The sequence below is a fragment of the Selenomonas sp. GACV-9 genome (assembly GCA_900116485.1).
Lineage (GTDB): Bacteria > Bacillota > Negativicutes > Selenomonadales > Selenomonadaceae > Selenomonas_A > Selenomonas_A ruminantium_G.
Map to the genome: position 1 here is coordinate 273,360 of FPAX01000001.1, position 18,195 is coordinate 291,554.

At 54.2% G+C, this 18,195-nt stretch carries 15 protein-coding genes; all 15 read right to left on the reverse strand.

Going from position 1 to position 18,195, the window contains the following annotated elements:
- Positions 1-83: 83 nt before the first annotated feature.
- Positions 84-1,007, reverse strand: coding sequence for a riboflavin biosynthesis protein RibF (gene ribF / locus BM322_RS01260; RefSeq protein ID WP_075428092.1), 924 nt, complete (start codon positions 1,005-1,007; stop codon positions 84-86).
- Positions 1,008-1,067: 60 nt separating this feature from the next.
- Positions 1,068-3,614, reverse strand: a complete 2,547-nt coding sequence (locus BM322_RS01265) for a PAS domain-containing protein (protein WP_075428093.1) — start codon at positions 3,612-3,614, stop codon at positions 1,068-1,070.
- 131 nt (positions 3,615-3,745) lie between these two features.
- On the reverse strand, positions 3,746-4,615 hold the full coding sequence (truB, locus tag BM322_RS01270) for a tRNA pseudouridine(55) synthase TruB (RefSeq protein ID WP_075428442.1): 870 nt from the start codon (positions 4,613-4,615) through the stop codon (positions 3,746-3,748).
- A 35-nt stretch (positions 4,616-4,650) separates the two neighbouring features.
- Positions 4,651-5,601 carry a bifunctional oligoribonuclease/PAP phosphatase NrnA gene (locus tag BM322_RS01275; RefSeq protein WP_075428094.1) on the reverse strand — a complete coding sequence of 317 codons (951 nt, stop codon included), beginning with the start codon at positions 5,599-5,601 and terminating at the stop codon, positions 4,651-4,653.
- Positions 5,602-5,607: 6 nt separating this feature from the next.
- The gene (gene rbfA / locus BM322_RS01280) at positions 5,608-5,988 is read right to left on the reverse strand and encodes a 30S ribosome-binding factor RbfA (protein WP_075428095.1); all 381 of its coding nucleotides are present in this window, start codon (positions 5,986-5,988) and stop codon (positions 5,608-5,610) included.
- A gap of 34 nt (positions 5,989-6,022) precedes the next feature.
- Positions 6,023-8,428 (reverse strand): translation initiation factor IF-2, encoded by a 2,406-nt coding sequence (infB, locus tag BM322_RS01285; RefSeq protein WP_075428096.1) that lies wholly within the window; start codon positions 8,426-8,428, stop codon positions 6,023-6,025.
- A gap of 19 nt (positions 8,429-8,447) precedes the next feature.
- Positions 8,448-8,768 carry a ribosomal L7Ae/L30e/S12e/Gadd45 family protein gene (locus BM322_RS01290; RefSeq protein ID WP_075428443.1) on the reverse strand — a complete coding sequence of 107 codons (321 nt, stop codon included), beginning with the start codon at positions 8,766-8,768 and terminating at the stop codon, positions 8,448-8,450.
- Between the two features lie 2 nt (positions 8,769-8,770).
- Positions 8,771-9,061, reverse strand: coding sequence for an RNase P modulator RnpM (gene rnpM / locus BM322_RS01295; protein WP_075428097.1), 291 nt, complete (start codon positions 9,059-9,061; stop codon positions 8,771-8,773).
- A gap of 1 nt (position 9,062) precedes the next feature.
- On the reverse strand, positions 9,063-10,205 hold the full coding sequence (gene nusA / locus BM322_RS01300; protein ID WP_075428098.1) for a transcription termination factor NusA: 1,143 nt from the start codon (positions 10,203-10,205) through the stop codon (positions 9,063-9,065).
- A 37-nt stretch (positions 10,206-10,242) separates the two neighbouring features.
- Positions 10,243-10,698 carry a ribosome maturation factor RimP gene (rimP, locus tag BM322_RS01305; protein WP_075428099.1) on the reverse strand — a complete coding sequence of 152 codons (456 nt, stop codon included), beginning with the start codon at positions 10,696-10,698 and terminating at the stop codon, positions 10,243-10,245.
- 174 nt (positions 10,699-10,872) lie between these two features.
- On the reverse strand, positions 10,873-11,250 hold the full coding sequence (locus BM322_RS01310) for a hypothetical protein (protein ID WP_075428100.1): 378 nt from the start codon (positions 11,248-11,250) through the stop codon (positions 10,873-10,875).
- Between the two features lie 64 nt (positions 11,251-11,314).
- Positions 11,315-11,767, reverse strand: coding sequence for a hypothetical protein (locus tag BM322_RS01315; protein ID WP_143102150.1), 453 nt, complete (start codon positions 11,765-11,767; stop codon positions 11,315-11,317).
- A gap of 266 nt (positions 11,768-12,033) precedes the next feature.
- Positions 12,034-14,340 (reverse strand): DNA helicase PcrA, encoded by a 2,307-nt coding sequence (gene pcrA / locus BM322_RS01320; RefSeq protein ID WP_075428102.1) that lies wholly within the window; start codon positions 14,338-14,340, stop codon positions 12,034-12,036.
- Positions 14,341-14,428: 88 nt separating this feature from the next.
- Positions 14,429-16,075, reverse strand: a complete 1,647-nt coding sequence (locus tag BM322_RS01325; RefSeq protein ID WP_075428103.1) for a putative manganese-dependent inorganic diphosphatase — start codon at positions 16,073-16,075, stop codon at positions 14,429-14,431.
- A gap of 471 nt (positions 16,076-16,546) precedes the next feature.
- A complete protein-coding gene (gene treC, locus BM322_RS01330) occupies positions 16,547-18,187 on the reverse strand; it encodes an alpha,alpha-phosphotrehalase (protein ID WP_218154588.1) in 1,641 nt (546 codons plus the stop codon).
- Positions 18,188-18,195: the final 8 nt, after the last annotated feature.

Genomic DNA, 18,195 nt, shown 5'->3' on the forward strand with positions numbered 1-18,195 from the left:
GCAGGCTGAGCTGAGGTCAGCGGTAAAAATTACCTTTGATAGTATAGCATAGAATGCAGCCGCTTGTAAATGGGAAAATGCAATTATCCCCGCCAGTAGCAGCGCGCATTCTCGCGGTCGCGATGCATCTGCGCGATGAGCTCCTCCTTGCCCGCGAATTTCTGCTGCTCGCGCAGCTTGCCCAGGAACCGCACCTCGATGACCTGATCGTAGATGTCCTGGCTGAAGTCCTGGATATTGACCTCCAGACGTCGGTTGCAGCCTTCGAAGGTCGGATTGTCGCCGATATTGGCAAGGCCGGCATAATGCCTGCCTGCATGGATGACATCACAGGCATAGACGCCATTGGGCAGCATCACGCGCTCGTCGGGAATGGCGAGATTGGCCGTTGGGAAGCCCAGCGTGCGTCCGCGCCGGTCGCCATGGATGACCCGGCCGATTACCGTGAACGGATAGCCTAAAAAGTCATTGACCGCCTGCAACTCGCCCTTATCAACCAATGCGCGGATGCGCGTGCTGCTGACGGCACGGCCATCGCGCAGCACGGCCTGGCAGACCTCAGCCTGAAAGCCGTATGCAGGGCCTTCACGCAACAGCTGGCGCTGCGTCCCCCTGCCCTTGGCACCAAAGGTATAGTTTGGCCCTGTGACCACATAGCGTGGCGCAAAGAGCTGTTGCAGGAGCTCGAGAAATGCTTTGGGGCTCTTGCTGGCAAATTCTTTTGTGAATGGAATCGAAACAAGCACGTCAACGCCGAGTTCAGCAAGACGCCGCTCGCGCAACAGGTTGTTGCCAATCTGTTTGGGCAGTGCCTGGGGCGCAACGACGGCTAGTGGATGGTTGCTGAACGTGAAGACAACAGCCGTGCCGTCAATCTCCCGCGCAAGTTCCACGGCCCGCCGGACAATGCTCTGGTGCCCGATGTGCACGCCGTCAAACATGCCCAGGGCCACAACAATATTCTTGTATTCTCTGCTCAAAGCTGTCAGCTTCGAGAAAACTCTCATGAACATCACCTATTACTAAATATTTGCGTCTACTTATTATACTACACTTATTTCGTTCTGTCAGTTCATGTTCATCTCCGTCACATCGGCAATATAGACATAGTAAACATATTCCGTGCCGTTGAACACCTTATAACCTACATCAGCCACATGACGGATAGCCCCATCCTTGCGGACGATATCGTAGTCGATGTAGTCAAGGTTTTCCTGGGATTTGCTCTGCTGTTCTTCGATGGCCTGCTGTACGGCAAAAACATCCTCCACATGCACCATGGTCTTGAAAGATCCGCCAACAAACTGCATGAATTCCACCGTCGTGGCACAGCCGAAGATCGCCGCTGTTTCGGGATCTGCATAGATGATCTGTTCATCAAAGCCCGCCCGGTAGACAAAGAATCCGCAGAGGCAGCCAAGCTGCTGGTATTTTTCCCGAAAGGCCTCAAGGGCATCGTTATGGACATAGCGATTGGTATCGAGCAGCACCATTTCGATGGTATCGTACAGCTTATCCACGTCAAAGGGTTTAGCCACATGGTCATTCATGCCCGCCAGCACGGCCCGATGCTTATCCTCATCAAAGGCGTTGGCCGTCATCGCAATGATGGGTATCCCTGACTGATAGGGCTCTTTGAGCTTGCGGATGGTACGCGTTGCCTCATAGCCATTCAGCCGTGGCATCTGGATATCCATGAGTATCAGGTCATAGTCGCCAGGTTTTGAATGTTCCATCTTATCTACTGCGTCTACCCCATCTTCGGCATGCTCCACGGTAAAGCCTTTTTCCGTCAGGATGGCCGTAGCGATTTCCGCATTGAGCTCGTTATCCTCGGCTAACAGGATGCGCAACCCTTGGAATTTCGTGTAATCCCGCACGGCGTTTTCTTTTGGGCCGGCATGGATCATGATCTTTTCGGTGATGCGGAACGGGAAGGTCACCACAAAGGTCGTCCCGACGCCGAGCTTGCTTGTGACCTTGATGGTACCACCGAGCAGATCCACAAGCTCCTTGACGATCAACATGCCAAGGCCTGTACCCATGATGCCGCTCTGGGTGGTGGTCTTCTCCCGTGAGAACGCTTCGTAAAGATGCGGCAGGAAATCTTCCGGCATGCCGATGCCCGTGTCGGCTATCGTGACCTGATAGAGCGCATAGCCTTCCTCATGGGACGGGATTTCCCGGATATCCATGGACACGCTGCCGCCTTCCGGCGTATATTTATAGGCATTGCTGATGAGATTCAGCATGATTTCCCGGAACTTAGTGAAATCGACGAGCAGGTCTTCATGCTCCACATCGATGGTGTGGGTGAATGTCAGCTTTTTTTCCTTCATCTGGGCTTCAAATACGGCACAGATTGCCTGGTAGATTTCCCGGGCATTGCCATAGGACTCATCAATCGTCGCCTTACCGCTTTCGATGCGGGCCATTTCGAGCACATTGTTGATGAGGGACAGTAGAAACTCATTGGAGGCCTGTATCTTTTTCAGATAGTCCCGCACCTGTTCCTTATCGTCAATGTTCTTCTCGATGAGATTTGTGAACCCGATGATGGCATTCATGGGCGTGCGGATGTCGTGAGACATATTGAACAGGAAGGCTGTCTTAGCCTTGTTGGCCGCATTCGCCGCATCTTTGGCGATCTCGAGCTCATCATTGAGTACACGAATCTCTTCGAGCTGTGCCTCCTGGGTCTCATAGGCTTCGGCCAGCTGCCGGCGCCGCTCCTGTATCTCCTCCTGCTTTTTCTTTTCCTTCGCGACAATCTCGCTGACATCACGGCAGCCATAGAAAAAGGCCACATTGCCGTTCTCGTCGATGATGCGTGAATAGGTTCCCTGGTAGTAGCAGCGTTTCCCGCATTCATCCATCAACATGAAATCGATCTGATAGAGGTTCCCTGACTGTGTCTTTTCCATCAGCGAATCGATGGCGACATCACGCTTGATCCGGGCGCGGTCTTCGGGAACGATATATTTCTCACAGAGATTCTCGATAAAATCCTCATAGGATCCGTTATCGAAGGCGGCCAGCTCCTCATTGGCATTTTCGGCCTTGCCATCGTTGCGGACAATGCGCAGCTTGTGGTTCACCGCATCGATGATATAGGTGGTCAAGAATTCCTGGGCCAGCACCTTATACATCTGGCGCTGCAGTTCCAGCCGTTTCTGCTCTGTAACATCTGTGATTATCCCTACAGCCTGCCAGGGATGACCGTCCTTATCCTTGAGCTTGCGCACGGCGATATGGAACCAACGAGTCACATTATCCTTGCGCCACATACGAAATTCTATATGAAAGACAGCGCCGTGCTCCTGGCATTTATCGACTTCGTCGACATGCTTAAAAAGACGCCCCCTGTCTTCCGGCAAAACATAATCCATCCAATGTGACATGATTTTGGCAAATTCGGCATCGTCCTCATAGCCGAGCATCGTTTTGAAGGAATCACTCCAGGACATCTTGACGACATGGCCCTGCGCGTCATAACAGACCTTCCATTTGCCGGAATTGCGTGCTGAATAGAGCACCTCAAATGGATTTTCGTTTGCAAGCATATTTAAGAACATATCGCTGTTTTTTTCGATCTTATCATTGAATTTACTCATGATTCTGCCCATCCCATTGCCATAGAACTATTCCTGTCATGCTTTCTATAGGAAAAAATTAGACAAAAAAGGCAAAATTCCTTTTGCGGACACAAAAAAGCCCCGTATCCTTTGGGATACGAGGCTAATATTTATGGTTTGAGCACCTTGACGGGCACCACTTCCATATTTGACCGGTCAAACCGGCCGATGCCGATAAATCTATCCTCAGCATAGACTTTCAGCGTATCACTTTGCGGGATACGCTGGCGCTCACCGGTGGATAGGCCGTTGCAGAAGGCCTTTTCACGCCGGGGATTCAAGTCATAGCGCTCCAGATGGCTGAGGAAATCTGACGGGGCAAGCAAAGCGCTGGCGCCTTGTCCCTTGAGTTCCTCGAGGGTCAAGGCGTCTTCAAGCGCAAAGTCACCGACGCGGCGGCGCACGAGAAAGGCCATCGTCGCCGGAATGCCAAGGGCTGCACCGATATCTACGCAGAGACTGCGGATATAGGTGCCCTTGGAGCAGTCCGTGTCGATAAGTAGCGTATCATCACGACGCGCCAAAAGCTCGAGCCGATGGATGATTACTTCACGGGACGGCATGTCAACAGCCTTACCCTCACGCAGCAGGTCACAGGCCCGGCGGCCGCCAATCTTGATGGCCGAGTGGGCTGGCGGCACCTGGGTGATATGGCCGCGGAATCTTGCCAGCGCCGATTCGATCTCGTCAGCAGCTGGCAGTGTGAAATCCGCCAGGGATTCGATGACCTCGCCCGTGTCGTCACCGCTATCCGTGGCGATGCCGAACTTGACCTCAGCGCGGTACGTCTTGTCCGCCAGCTCCAGATACTCAATCAGACGGGTAGATGCCCCCACCGCCACTGGCAGGACACCGGCAGCCGCCGGATCGAGCGTCCCCGCATGACCGACGCGCTTGACATGCAGCACGCGCCGCACAAAGCCGATGACATCATGCGAAGTCATGCCAGGGGGCTTCAGGACGTTGAGAAAACCGCCGATGTCGGGAATGACCGGCGCTGCCGGCTTCATCTCCGTCATGCCTGCGGCTCCAAGGCGTCAGCAATGGCCGCCAGCAGTGCTGCCTTGGCCTCAGCGAAGGGTTTTGCAATCGAGCAGCCAGCCGCGCGTACATGGCCGCCACCGCCAAACTGCGTGGCGATCTTTGTGACGTCCATTCCCTTTGAGCGCATGCTCACACGGCAGCTGTCCTTTTCTTTCTCCTTGAGCACCACCGCCAGCTCTGTCCCCTCGACCTTGCGGATCATATCGACCAGCCCTTCGGCCGATCCGATATTCTCCAGCGTGGCAAAGTCAAGGAATACGCCGACCATGCGGCCATCATGGAATAGCTCCATATGCTGCAGGGCATCCGCCAGGCCTTTGAGGCTTTCATATGGACGGCGTTCGAGCCCCTCCGAGATGAGGTTTGGCTCGGCGCCTGCTGCCAAGAGCTCAGCGCCAGCGCGCAGCGTCGCCGGTGTCGTATTGGAGTAGCGGAACCAGCCCGAGTCAGTTGCCAGGCCTGTATAGAGGCACATGGCGCAGTCGCGGCTGAAAGTTCCGTTCATTTCCTTTATCAGCTGATAGATGATTTCTGCGGTTGCCGCACAGGTTCCATCGAGATAGAGCTTATCGGCAGCACCATCGTTGGTGATATGGTGATCGATATTGAGGACTTCGGCTTTGACCACATCCTTTACCATACCGATGCGGTCAAGGCTCACATCGAGCGCGACGAGTACGTCGGCTGCAATGCTCTGCCCTTCTTCCGGCTTCCCTAAAAGCTCATATCCCGGCAACATATCAAATATTGCCGGGATATCATCATCGATGAGAACCTGCGCGTCCTTGCCTAAGCCCTTGAGGAAGTGCATCAAACCCAGGGACGAGCCGATGGCATCGCCATCGGGATTCGTGTGGGCTGTGATGACCACCTTTTGTGCCGCGGACAGGACAGCCGCAGTTTCCCTCAATGAAATTTTCATATGTGTTTATTGCTCCTCATCCGAATGCTTGCCGTTAGCTTCCTCTTCTGCCTTGATCTTCAGCAGCAGTTCCTGGATATGGGCGCTGTAGTCCAGCGACTTATCCAGCTCAAAGGAAAGCTCCGGCGTAAAGCGCAGGCGGATGCGTTTGCCGATCTCGCGGCGGATGAAACCGAGGCTGTTCGTAAGCCCTGTCCAGCAATCCTTGACCTGCTGCTCACTGCCCATGAGGCTCACGTAAATCTTGGCCTCACGGAGGTCACCCGTGCATTCCACCGAGGTGACCGTAACGAATCCGATGCGCGGATCCTTCAGTTCACGCAGGATGATCTGGCTGATTTCCTGCTTCATAAGCTCCTGGACTTTTTCTACCCGAAGCTGACTCATCGGCATTCGCCTCCTTTATGTAAACGATAAATCATCAATCTTCTTGCTCAGCCTTAGCTTTGGCCTCAGCCTGGGCCTTGCGTTTCTCGGCAGCAGCCTTGTTGGCCTCAGCGATAGACGTAGCAATCTCCTCCATCGTGTAAGCCTCGATGATATCGCCTTCCTTGAAGTCACGGAAATCGACAATCGAGATACCGCACTCATAGCCTTCGCGGACTTCCTTGACCTCATCCTTGAAGCGGCGCAGCGAATCGATTTCGCCATCGAAGACTTCGATGTTGTCACGAATGATGCGGATCTTGGAGTTGTTGCAGATCTTACCTTCGAGGACGTAGGAACCAGCAACGAGAGCCTTCGAGAACTTCATGACCTGACGGATTTCGACGCGGCCCTGGACGACCTCTTTGTACTTCGGTTTGAGCATGCCGCTCATAGCGTCCTTCACATCGTTGAGGGCATCGTAGATGACGCGGTAAGTGCGAATGTCCACATCCTCGTTGTCAGCGACCTTGCGGGCATTGGCATCCGGACGGACGTTGAAGGCAATGATAATAGCATTGGCAGCCGAAGCCAGCATGACATCGGACTCGTTAACGGCACCGACACCGGAGTGTACGATGGAAACGCGGACCTCGTCGTTCTTGTTGAGCTTCAAGAGCGAACCGCAGAGTGCCTCGACAGAACCCTGAACGTCAGCTTTGACCACGATGTTGAGATCCTTGATCTCGCCTTCCTGGATCTGCTGGAACAGAGCATCCAGGGATACCTTCTTGCTCTTCATGAGCTGGTTGCGCTCGCGCTCGACACGGGCCTCGGCGATGCTGCGGGCCTGTTTCTCCTCGAGGACTGCCAGGATATCCCCGGCAGCCGGAACATCGTTGAGACCAAGGATCTCAACTGGTACCGACGGACCAGCCTTCTTGACGTTGTTGCCGCGGTCATCAATCATGGCACGAACCTTACCATAAGTCGTGCCGCAAACGATGGAATCACCGATGCGCAGCGTACCGCTCTGAACCAGGACCGTTGCTACCGTACCACGGCCCTTATCGAGTTTTGCCTCGATGATGACGCCGCGAGCCTCACGGTTCGGATTTGCCTTGAGCTCTTCGACTTCGGCGACGAGCAGGACGTTTTCGAGCAGATCATCGATACCCATCTGTTTCTTAGCCGAAACCGGAACCATGATGGTATCCCCGCCGTATTCCTCCGGTACGAGGCCATGCTCCATGAGTTCCTGTTTGACGTGATCCGGATTAGCGCCCGGTTTATCAATCTTGTTGATGGCCACGATGATAGGAACCTCAGCGGATTTGGCATGGTTGATCGCCTCGATGGTCTGCGGCATGACACCGTCGTCTGCAGCGACTACGAGGATAGCGATATCCGTAATCTGCGCACCGCGGGCACGCATAGCCGTGAAGGCCTCATGACCCGGCGTATCGAGGAAGACAATCTTCTTGCCCGAGCAGTTGACCTGATAAGCACCGATGTGCTGCGTGATACCGCCAGCCTCGTGGGTCTGCACGTGCGTATTGCGGATGCAGTCGAGGAGCGACGTCTTACCGTGGTCAACGTGACCCATGACCGTTACTACCGGCGGACGAAGTTTCAGGGATTTCGGATCGTCCTCAATCTCTGGGATTTCCGTCGGGTCTACATCTGGCGGCAGTTCCTCACAGGTAACGCCGAACTCCGAAGCAACAAGAGCTGCCGTATCGAAGTCGATTTCCTGGTTGATGGTAGCCATTACGCCCATCATGAAGAGCTTCTTGACGACTTCAGCTGCCGTGTAGCTCATCTTCGATGCCAGGTCTTTTACCGCGATGCTTTCCGGCAGCTTGATGTGCTTCGGACGAGCAATCTCGACCTTCGGTGCCTGCTGCTGATTGCCTCCACGGCGATTGTTACGGCCATTGCGGCGGTTGTTGCGATCGTTGCGGTCATTACGCTCATTGCGATTGTTGTTGCGGTTATTGCGATCGTTGCGGCCACCATTGCCACGGCCGTTGCGATCGTTGCGATCATTGCGGCCGCCGCGCTCGTTACGGTCGTTGTTGCGTCCGCCACGATTGTTGTTGTTATGGTCGTTGTGGCTGCTGCCACCGTTGTTGTTGTGATTTGCCGACCGGTTCTGGCTGCCTTCCGTACGGCTGCCGCCATTGTTGTTATGGTGCTGGCTGCCATTGCTGCCATGATGATTGTGGTCGTTATGGGAATTGTTCTGTTTTTCCACGCGATTTTCCTGTGCCTTCGGCTGCTCTTTCTTTGCCGGCGCAGCTTTCTTCTCGAAATGTGCCTTGACGGTGTTGCGTTCCTCGTCACCGACGCTGCTCAGATGATTGGCCACTTTGAAGTTGCCCTTCTTCAGGATATCCAGGACAACCTTGCTCTCCGTATGGAATTCTTTTGCCAATTCAAAAACTCTGTATTTGGACATCGATCTACCCCCGATTATATCATAGCGATTCCTCCATCAACTGGTGCAGTTTCTTGGCAAAGCCCGCATCCGTCAGCGCTGCTGCGGCGCGGTATTCCTTGCCGAGGCAGGAGCCGAGCATCTCCCGGTCCAGCCCCTCTGCATAGGGAACCTTATATTTCTCAGCTAAACCTTTATAGGTCTTTTTCGATTCATCAGCGGCATCTGTCGCGACAAGCAGATATACTGCCTGTTTTTTCTTCATCGCCTGCTCGACGGCAAAGGCACCAGAAACGATCCGGCGCGCCCGCTGAGCCATGCTCAGAAGATTCGTGATGCGCTGTTCTTTGGTAAATGCCATGGTCATTCCTCTGTCTTCGCCGTTACCTCCAGCGCCTGCAGCTGCTGCGCCAGCGCTTCGTAAACGGCAGGATCGATAGCATTCTTGAAGGAACGCTCGAGGCCCCGGCTCTTACGAGCGGCCTCAAAGCACTCCTGTTTTGGACAGATATAGGCGCCGCGGCCGGCTTTCTTGCCCGTGGTATCCACAGAATACTCGCCTTCCGGACTGCGCACGATACGAATCAGTTCCTTTTTCGGATGGCTTTCCTGGCAGCCCAGGCACATCCGCTGGGGAATTTTCCTCGTCTTCAAATCATTCACCTTCTGCCGTGAAAGACTCGTCGCTCTCGACCTCGACTTCGTTCATATTCTCATCGAGCTGCTCTTCAGCGGCCTGCGACTCGCTCTTGATGTCAATCTTCCAGCTCGTCAGCTTCGCTGCCAAACGGGCATTCTGACCTTCCTTGCCGATAGCCAGCGACAGCTGGTAGTCCGGAACGACAACGCGGGAGACTTTCTCCTCCTCGTTGACGGCCACCGAGACGACCTTGGCCGGGCTCAGTGCGTTGGCGATGAACTTAGCCGGATCCTCGCTCCATTTGACGATATCGATCTTCTCGCTGCCGAGTTCATCAACGATAGCCTGGACGCGCATGCCGCGATGGCCGACGCAAGAGCCCACTGGATCGACGGACTCGTCCTTCGACCAGACAGCAATCTTCGAGCGGTTGCCCGGCTCACGGGCCACCGACTTGATCTCGACGATGCCTTCCTGGATCTCCGGCACCTCAAGCTCGAAGAGGCGCTTCAAAAGGCCCGGATGGGTACGGGAAACGACAATCTGCGGGCCCTTGTTGGTCTTCTTGACTTCGACGATGTAGGCCTTGATGCGATCGCCATGCTCGTAGCTTTCCGTCGGGATCTGCTCAGCCGGCGTCAGCACGGCCTCGGTCTTGCCAAGGTCGATGAACACGTTGCGGTTCTCGACGCGCTGGACAAGGCCCGTCAGGATATCGCTCTCGCGGCTCTGGAACTCCTCGTAGATGATGCCGCGCTCAGCCTCGCGGATGCGCTGGACGACAACCTGTTTTGCCGTCTGGGCAGCGATGCGGCCGAAGTTTGCTGGCGTGACCTCAATCTCGATGACATCGCCGACTTCGTACTCCGGACGGATTGTGCGAGCCTGAGCCAGCGAGATCTCCGTGATATCATCCTCGGTGTCCTCGACAACTGTCTTGATAGCGTATACGTGATAATGTCCCGTCTCACGTGAAAGCGTCACCCGGACATTCTGGGCCGAGCTGAAGTTGCGCTTGTAAGCGGAAATCAGCGCAGCCTCGATGGCCTCAAACAGCACCTCTTCGTCGATGCCCTTCTCCTTGCCCAGCTCGCGCAGGGTATCCAGGAACTCCTGCCCATTATCTCTAGCTTTCGCTTTCGTAGTTCTTCTTGCCAAAATCTTATCCTCCCAATTTTATATAAAGGCAACCGCCTTAAAAGTCGATATGCAGGCGAATCTGCGCCGCCTTGGACAGCTCGATGACCGTCGTCTCGTCAAGGGTAACCGCCTTGCCGTCAAAGCCCGTGAGTACGCCAGTCCATTCCTTCTTGCCATCCATAGGAGCATAAAGGGTCACATCTACCTTCTTGCCCTGCTCACGCTCGTAGTCACGCGGCTTGCGCAGCACGCGGTCGATGCCCGGTGACGATACCTCCAGGATATAGCTGTCGGGAATCACATTCCGCTCGTCTAGCTGTACTTCGAGCTTCTCGCTGAGCTCCTGACAATCCTCGATATCAATGCCACCGTCTTTATCGATGTAGACGCGCAAATACCAATCCGTGTGCTCCTTGACATACTCGACGTCAACGAGTTCGATAATATCCTGTCCTGCCAGCAGCTCGCCGACAATTGCCTCGACTGCCTCTTCGATATTCTTTGCTGCCATACATCCACCTCCCATATTTTGCTTCCTACATAAGAATTAAAGAGTGGGTTTGCACCCACTCTTTAACGTAAGATAACTTAAATTAACTTTGTTTAGTATACCATGTAGCAACGCTTGTGTAAAGGGATTTTTCTTGACAGGTCAAAAAAACTTTCCCTACGCTGGCCCTGAGCCTTATTTACGCGTCAGTTTCTGGCCATGATTGAGCGTGATATGCGGCTCAACATAGTTGTTGTTCTGCCAGTCTCCACCTTCCCACTCGATGAACAGGTCATGTTCGCCATTGGCCTCAAGAATGACAAAATGCCCCGATCCCGGCGTGCCCTCTTTGACATCGTAAGTACGGACAATCCGGCAGCTGTTGATGACTCCAGGTTGGATGCTGACGACGAAGTTGCCGTTCGCATCATACCAGTTGCCCGTAAACTGCTCGTCGGCTGTTGCGGCGCTGGCCACAGCCATCCCATCAAAATTACCGGCGGTGCCTACTGCACCGCCGGCAAAAGCCACGGATACTGCCAAAGCAGATGCTGCAAAAATGCGTTTTATCATGATTATCCCTCCAGGTTTACTTGATAATACATGATATTCGCGTTTTTTGTGCAAATTCCTGCTTTTAGGCCATCATATTTACATAACGGTTCTGGACGGCATCCATCATTGCTTGATAGCAATGGAAGAGATTTTCAAGTACCGACCTTTCCTCATCGTAGGCACGGCGGCCAAAGATGTTGCGGATATCCTGACGGGCAGCGATATCGTCATCATCATAAATATCCATCAAGAGTTTCATGCTCATGCAGTGCCCCGGACTCTTATCATTGCCCAGCTTATCTAAGAGCATGATATATAGATCCTTGAGCCTTTCGGTAAACTCGATGATATTTTTCGCCGGATAACGCTTGAAATGAATCGAGATGATCTGACCAGTCAAGAGTTTCAACTCTTCCCACTTGTCGTCATCAAGCACCCATTTTGCCTGCGCCCGCAGATCTTTCTCGATAAACGCATATGCCCGCAGGCGGTCAGTCCAGGAAGTCGACAACAGCCATCGATAAAATTTATCCACAACATACCCCTCACTTTCAATGTGACACCCCGTGTGAAGAATCCCTATCGATTCCAGTTCCACCTGAATCGGTTGCTGTCTTCCCTAGTTCCCTAGTCCTATTATACGTTATTTTTAAAATTTTCGCAATATAATTTGACTAGTCAATCTTGTATACATGAGGCGAACCTGTCTATACCACACAAACTTGACCAATCAACTTGACATGTCAAAATAAAAACACCCGCAGACAGTCAAGACCGTCTGCGAGTGCTGGGAATATGCTATTATGCTTTCGTGATTGGTGCGTATTTCTGCATAAGGCCTTTGACGCCCTGGCCAGGGAAAGCAATCTTGAGCTCGACTTCTTCGCCGCTGCCTTTGACCGACACGACTGTGCCGACGCCCCACTTGCCGTGACGCGCCTTGTCGCCAACCTTCCACTGGATGCTCGTGTCCGGACGGATGATGCCGCCGCTGGGCTGCACGTTGACGTTCTTCTTCTGCAGTGCCGCCATCGCCTCAAGGGCAGATTGGGGCTTGCCGCTGAAGCGCACGCCATTTCCCATCTGGTTCGCGCTCGGGCGGAAACTCATGAAACCGCTCTGTTGCTGCGCACCGTAGTGGTTCGCATTGGCAAAGCCATAGGCATTGGCCCGCGGCACGAGACGCTCGACGTAGTCGTCAGGGATTTCCTGCAGGAAACGAGACGGCGGGAAGGCATTGGTCTTGCCATAGATCGTGCGCTGCCGTGCATTGGTCAGATAGAGCTTGCGCTGGGCCCGCGTGATGCCGACATAGCAGGTGCGGCGCTCCTCTTCGATCTCGTTGTCATCCATCAGCGTGCGCGAGTGCGGGAACAGCCCTTCCTCCATACCGATCATGAAGACCACCGGGAACTCCAGGCCCTTGGCCGAGTGCAGCGTCATCAGCGTCACGCGGTCATCCTCGATGTCAGCGCTATCGATATCGGAAACCAGCGAGAGCTGCGAGAGGAACGTTTCAAGGTTGGCATTCTCCTCGGTTTTCTCGAAGTCCTTGGCCACGCCGATGAACTCCTTGAGATTCTCGATGCGCGACTCGCTCTCAGGCTTGTTCTCTGCCTTGAGCTCAGCCATATACCCGGACTCATCGAGCACTTTCTCGATAAGGTCATCGAGGTGCATGTTGGCCTGATAGCCCATGAACTGGAAAATGAACGTGGCGAAAAGCTCGAGCGGTTTCTTGACGCGGGCTGTGATGCCCGGAATCATGTCAAGCACATCAGGATTCGAGATGACATCGAACAATGACAGGCCGTTCTCATCTGCGTAATCCGTGAGCTTAGCCATCGAGGTAGCACCGAGGCCGCGCTTAGGCACATTGATGATGCGCAGGAGACTCACGGTATCCATCGGGTTGTAGATGACGCGCAGATAGGCAAGGATGTCTTTGATTTCCTTGCGGTCGTAGAACTTGAGGCCACCGACCATCGTGTACGGGATGCCCGAGCGCATGAATGTTTCCTCGATGACACGGGACTGAGCGTTCGTGCGGTAGAGGATGGCCATATCGCCATAGGCGGCATTGAAGATTGTCTTCTGCTTGGATATCGTCGTGGCGATGAACTGTGCCTCGTCGCGCTCGTCACGGGCCTCATAGCTCGTGAGTTTCTCGCCTGTCGCATTCTCGGTCCAAAGGTCTTTCTTCTTGCGGTTGATGTTATGCTCGATAACCGCATTGGCCGCTGCGAGGATATTCTTCGTGGAGCGGTAATTCTGCTCCAGCTTGATGGTCTTTGCCTCTGGATAATCCTGCTCAAAGTCCATGATGTTGCGGATATCGGCACCGCGCCAGCCGTAGATGGACTGGTCGGCATCACCAACGACGCAGAGATTGTGATGCTGGGCCGCCAGGATCTTCGTCAGCTGGTACTGGGCGCCATTGGTATCCTGATATTCGTCGACGAGGATGTATTTGAAACGGCGCTGGTATTTCGTGCGGATTTCCTCATTCTCCTCCAGCAGGATGACCGAGACCATCAACAGGTCATCAAAGTCGAGGGCGTTGTTCGTGCGCAGTTTCTGGGCATGAAGCTTGTAGACCTCAGCGACTTTCTTCTGGAAGAAGTTATCAGCGTCGCGCTCCATGGCCTTAGGCCCCATGAGCTGGTTCTTGGCATTCGATATGGCATTCTGGATAGAGTTGGGCGCATACTGTTTCGGGTCAAGGTTGAGCTCCTTGAGACAGTCCTTGATGACGACCTGGCTGTCGCTCGAATCATAGATGACAAAGTTGCGCTTGTAAAGGTCTGTAGCCTCAATCTCGCGGCGCAGGAAACGCGCGCAGAACGAATGGAACGTGCTGAGCCAGACATCCTTGGCCCCCTCACCAATCATGCGGTCGACGCGCTCACGCATCTCCGTAGCCGCTTTGTTCGTGAATGTGATGGCGAGGATATTCCACGGTGCCACCCCCTGTGCCAAAAGATTGGCAATCTTGCAGGTCAACACCTTCGTCTTGCCCGAGCCGGCACCTGCCATTATGAGCAGCGGGCCGTCCGTATGCTCCACGGCTTTCTTCTGGGCGGGATTCAAACCTTCAAAAATATCCAATGTGTCCTCCTGTGTATCTCTGATCTGGGAATAACGAGGCTGCCGCAAAAATGCGACAGCCTCTGATTTCTATTCGGTTCTTTGCCGATTATTTCGCAATGCGTTTTACAGCCTCGGAAAGTGGCGGGATAATCTGTTTCTTGCGGCTCATGACACCCGGCAGGTAGACATGCGTGCCGCTGGCATCCTTCTTGAAGGCCTCGCCGATCAGCGTCTTCGGCGAACCAGCATAGAGAAGGTACGTGGCCTCCTCGAGGATATCCGTGACCATGACAAGGCTCATGTCAAAACCTTCCTTCTCGCAGATAGCCGTCATTGCCTCGATGAGCTGTGGCTCAAGGTCCATGACTTCCTTCGTGTCCATGACGGAAATCTGGCTGACGATGATGCGGTAGTCGCCGATCTGGAACTCCTTGAGGTCGTTCTTGGCAATCTCAGCCGGTGTCATATCGCCGATGCCCGAACCAGCTTTGAGCATAGCCATGCCGTACTCGTTGATGTCGACGCCAGCAATCTCAGCCAGGCGCTCAGCCGTCTTCTTGTCATACTCCGTGCAAGTCGGGGACTTGAACAGCACCGTATCGGAAAGGATAGCCGAGAGCAACAGGCCTGCAATCGATGCCGGAATCTCGACGTCGTTCTGCCAGTGCATGTTGGCCACGATTGTTGCCGTGCAGCCAACTGGTTCCGCATGGGTGTAAATCGGCTCGCTGGTCTGGATGCCGCCCAGGCGATGATGGTCGATAATCTCGACGACCTTGGCCTCCTCAATGCCCTCAACAGCCTGACCACGCTCGTTGTGGTCAACAAGGATGACCTGCTCGCGCTCCGGCATGACCATATTGTCACGGGAAATGATGCCCACGAGACGGCCGTTCTCGATGACCGGATAGTTGCGGTAGTTGGTCTCCTCCATCGTGCCTTTGATATCCGAGAGCATGTCAAGAGGCTTGAAGCAGACTGGATTCTCGTGCATGATGCGGCGGATAGGTACGCACTGGTTGATCAGACGGGCAACCGTATAGGTATCATACGGCGTCGAGAGGACAAAGATGCCCTTCGCCTCAGCAGCCTCGATGACCTCGCCGGACAGGCGGCCGCCCCCCGTGATTACCATGCAGGAAACACCCTGGGCAATGATATCGAGCATCGTCTCATCATGGCGATCGCCAACGAGCACGATGTCTTTCTTATCGATGACCTTCTTGATGGTCTCGATGCTGCCAGCAGCAATGCGGACGCTGCCCTGAATGAACTCGCCCTCGTCACCCGATACGAGCACTTCACTGTCCGTAGCAGCGATGAGATCACGATAACGCACGCGCATCTCCGAGAGATTCTGCATCGAAAGCTCCTGGAAATAACGCTTTGCAAGATCCGAAACCGTAACGATGCCGACGAGCAGGCCCTTGCTGTCCGTTACCGGCACAGATTTGAGCTCATGCTCACGCATGACCTCGCCCAGATGGCGCAGCGTATCATGCTGCTTGACGACAATCTGGCAGTCCATCGTGATATCCTTGACACGCGGGTAAAGATCCGTCAGGAGCAGCGGCTGCTCAACCTTGAAATGCTCGAGCGCATATTTCGTCTCAGCATTGACCTTGCCAGCGCGAGCTGGAACAACATTCTGTCCCAGAGCCTGTTTCAAGTGAGCATAGCCGATAGCCGAGCAGATGGAGTCCGTATCCGGATTGCGATGACCAATCGTGTAAATAGGTTTCGTATTCTTCATGGTTTGGAAAAACCTCCTCAAAATATCTAAGCGTGACCTGCGCCACGATTTTTACGTAGTCCGCTTTTTATTATACCGCTAGACCCCTTGGCTCGTCTAGTTCTTTCTTTAGAAAATGGCTAATTACCGTTTTCATATTCGAGCATAGCCACGCCGCCGGACAGGGGCGGGGGCAGGTACACTTTCTTCGCAGCGGGAGCGATTGCCCGAACGCAGTGAGGGATGGCCCGCGGCAGGCAACAGCTAGAACGTCAATATGTATTGGCGTGCCGCCGGCCTGCCCGGCACATGTATCTAGATACGTACAAACTATCAGCGCGGGTCATTTAGCGGGAGCGGAGAAAAAGTGCACCTGCCCCCACCCACGCTAAGCTGTAACAAATTTATTTCAAGCTCGCACTAGCAGCCAAACGGCAAATAAAAATCCGCTGACTCATTTACGAATCAGCGGATTTTTGTGCAATTCTGACTTCAGTCTTTTAACCAAACCATCAATTCATACGGCCGCAGCTCCGCAAGGCTATTTTCCTCTGCATAGTTGCTAAGCAGCAGCCGCCATCCTGTTGCCGGATACTGCCGCAAATCCTTGGCAGTATGGACACTATGCGAACGGAAATTGCAGTAGACGACGAGTTCCTGCTGTCCAAGCTTGCGGCGATAAGCGATGATATCGGGATTCTCAGTCTCGATAAAGGCGATGCTACCCTCGGCGATAAGCTTTTGTTCCTTGCGCAGGCGGATAAGCTTGCGGTAGAACTGCAGGATGGAATCGCTGTCATTCTGCTCTGCCTCGACGTGAATGGACGCTGCCGCCTCGGGCAGGCCAATCCAAGGCGTGCCGGCCGTAAAGCCAGCATTCCTGCCCGCCTGCCACTGCATCGGCGTGCGGCTGTTATCACGGGAGCGCGCCTGTATGACCTTCATGGCCTCTTCCTCCGACAGGCCGCGTTCCCGCAGGATCTTATGATAGTTCAGCGTCTCCACATCACGGTACTGGCCGATATCACGGAACCCGGCATTGGGCATCCCCAGCTCCTCGCCCTGATAGATATAGGGCGTGCCGCGCAGCAGATGGATGCAACCGGCGAGCATCTTGGCCGATTCCTTCCAGTAGCGGCCCGTATCCCCGAAGCGGGACACGACGCGCGGCTGGTCGTGGTTGCACCAGAACACGGCATTCCAGCTGTCGGATGCCTGCATCCCCTCCTGCCATTCCTGCAGCAGCTCACGCAGATTGCCAATATCTGGTACCATCAGCTGCCACTTGTCGCCATCTTTATAGTCGACCTTCAAGTGATGGAAGCTGAAGCACATCGACAGCTCCCCCGTGCCTGCCCCCGCATAGCGCTGCCCATTGGCCAGCGTCGTCGAGGAAAGCTCACCCACCGTCACCATATTGCCGATGCCCGTATCGCGGACCAGCTCCTGCAGGAATTCATGCACATGGGGGCCATCCGTGTAGAACCTGCGGCCATCGCCCTGCCCATCATCCTCGAACTTTTTAGGCTTTGAAATGAGGTTCACGACATCAAAGCGGAACCCGGCTACGCCCTTGGCCTTCCAAAAGCGGATGACTTGCTTGAGCTCTTCGCGCACGGCTGGATTCTCCCAATTGAGGTCAGCTTGCCCCTCATCAAAAAGATGCAGATACCACTTGCCAAGCGCAGGCACATATTTCCATGCCGGGCCGCCAAATTTCGACTCCCAATTGCAGGGAATCTTATCTGCCGTTCCCGACTGGAAAAAGTAATACGACTGATACTGTTCATCACCATTTAGTGCCCGCTTGAACCAGATGTGCTCAGTCGAGGTATGATTAAACACCATGTCGAGCATCAAGCCGATGCCGCGCTTGCGCGCCTCAGCCACCAAGGTCTCAAAGTCTGCCATCGTGCCATACTGCGGGTCGATGGCGCAGTAGTTAGCTACATCATAGCCATTATCGCGTTGCGGCGATGGGAAGAATGGCGTAAGCCAGAGATAATCTACGCCCAGCCATGATAGATAATCGAGCCGCGAAATGATGCCCTGCAGGTCACCGCGCCCATCGCCATCCGAATCCTGAAACGATTTCGGATAGATTTGATATACAACTTTATCTTTGAAGTCCACGTCAAAAA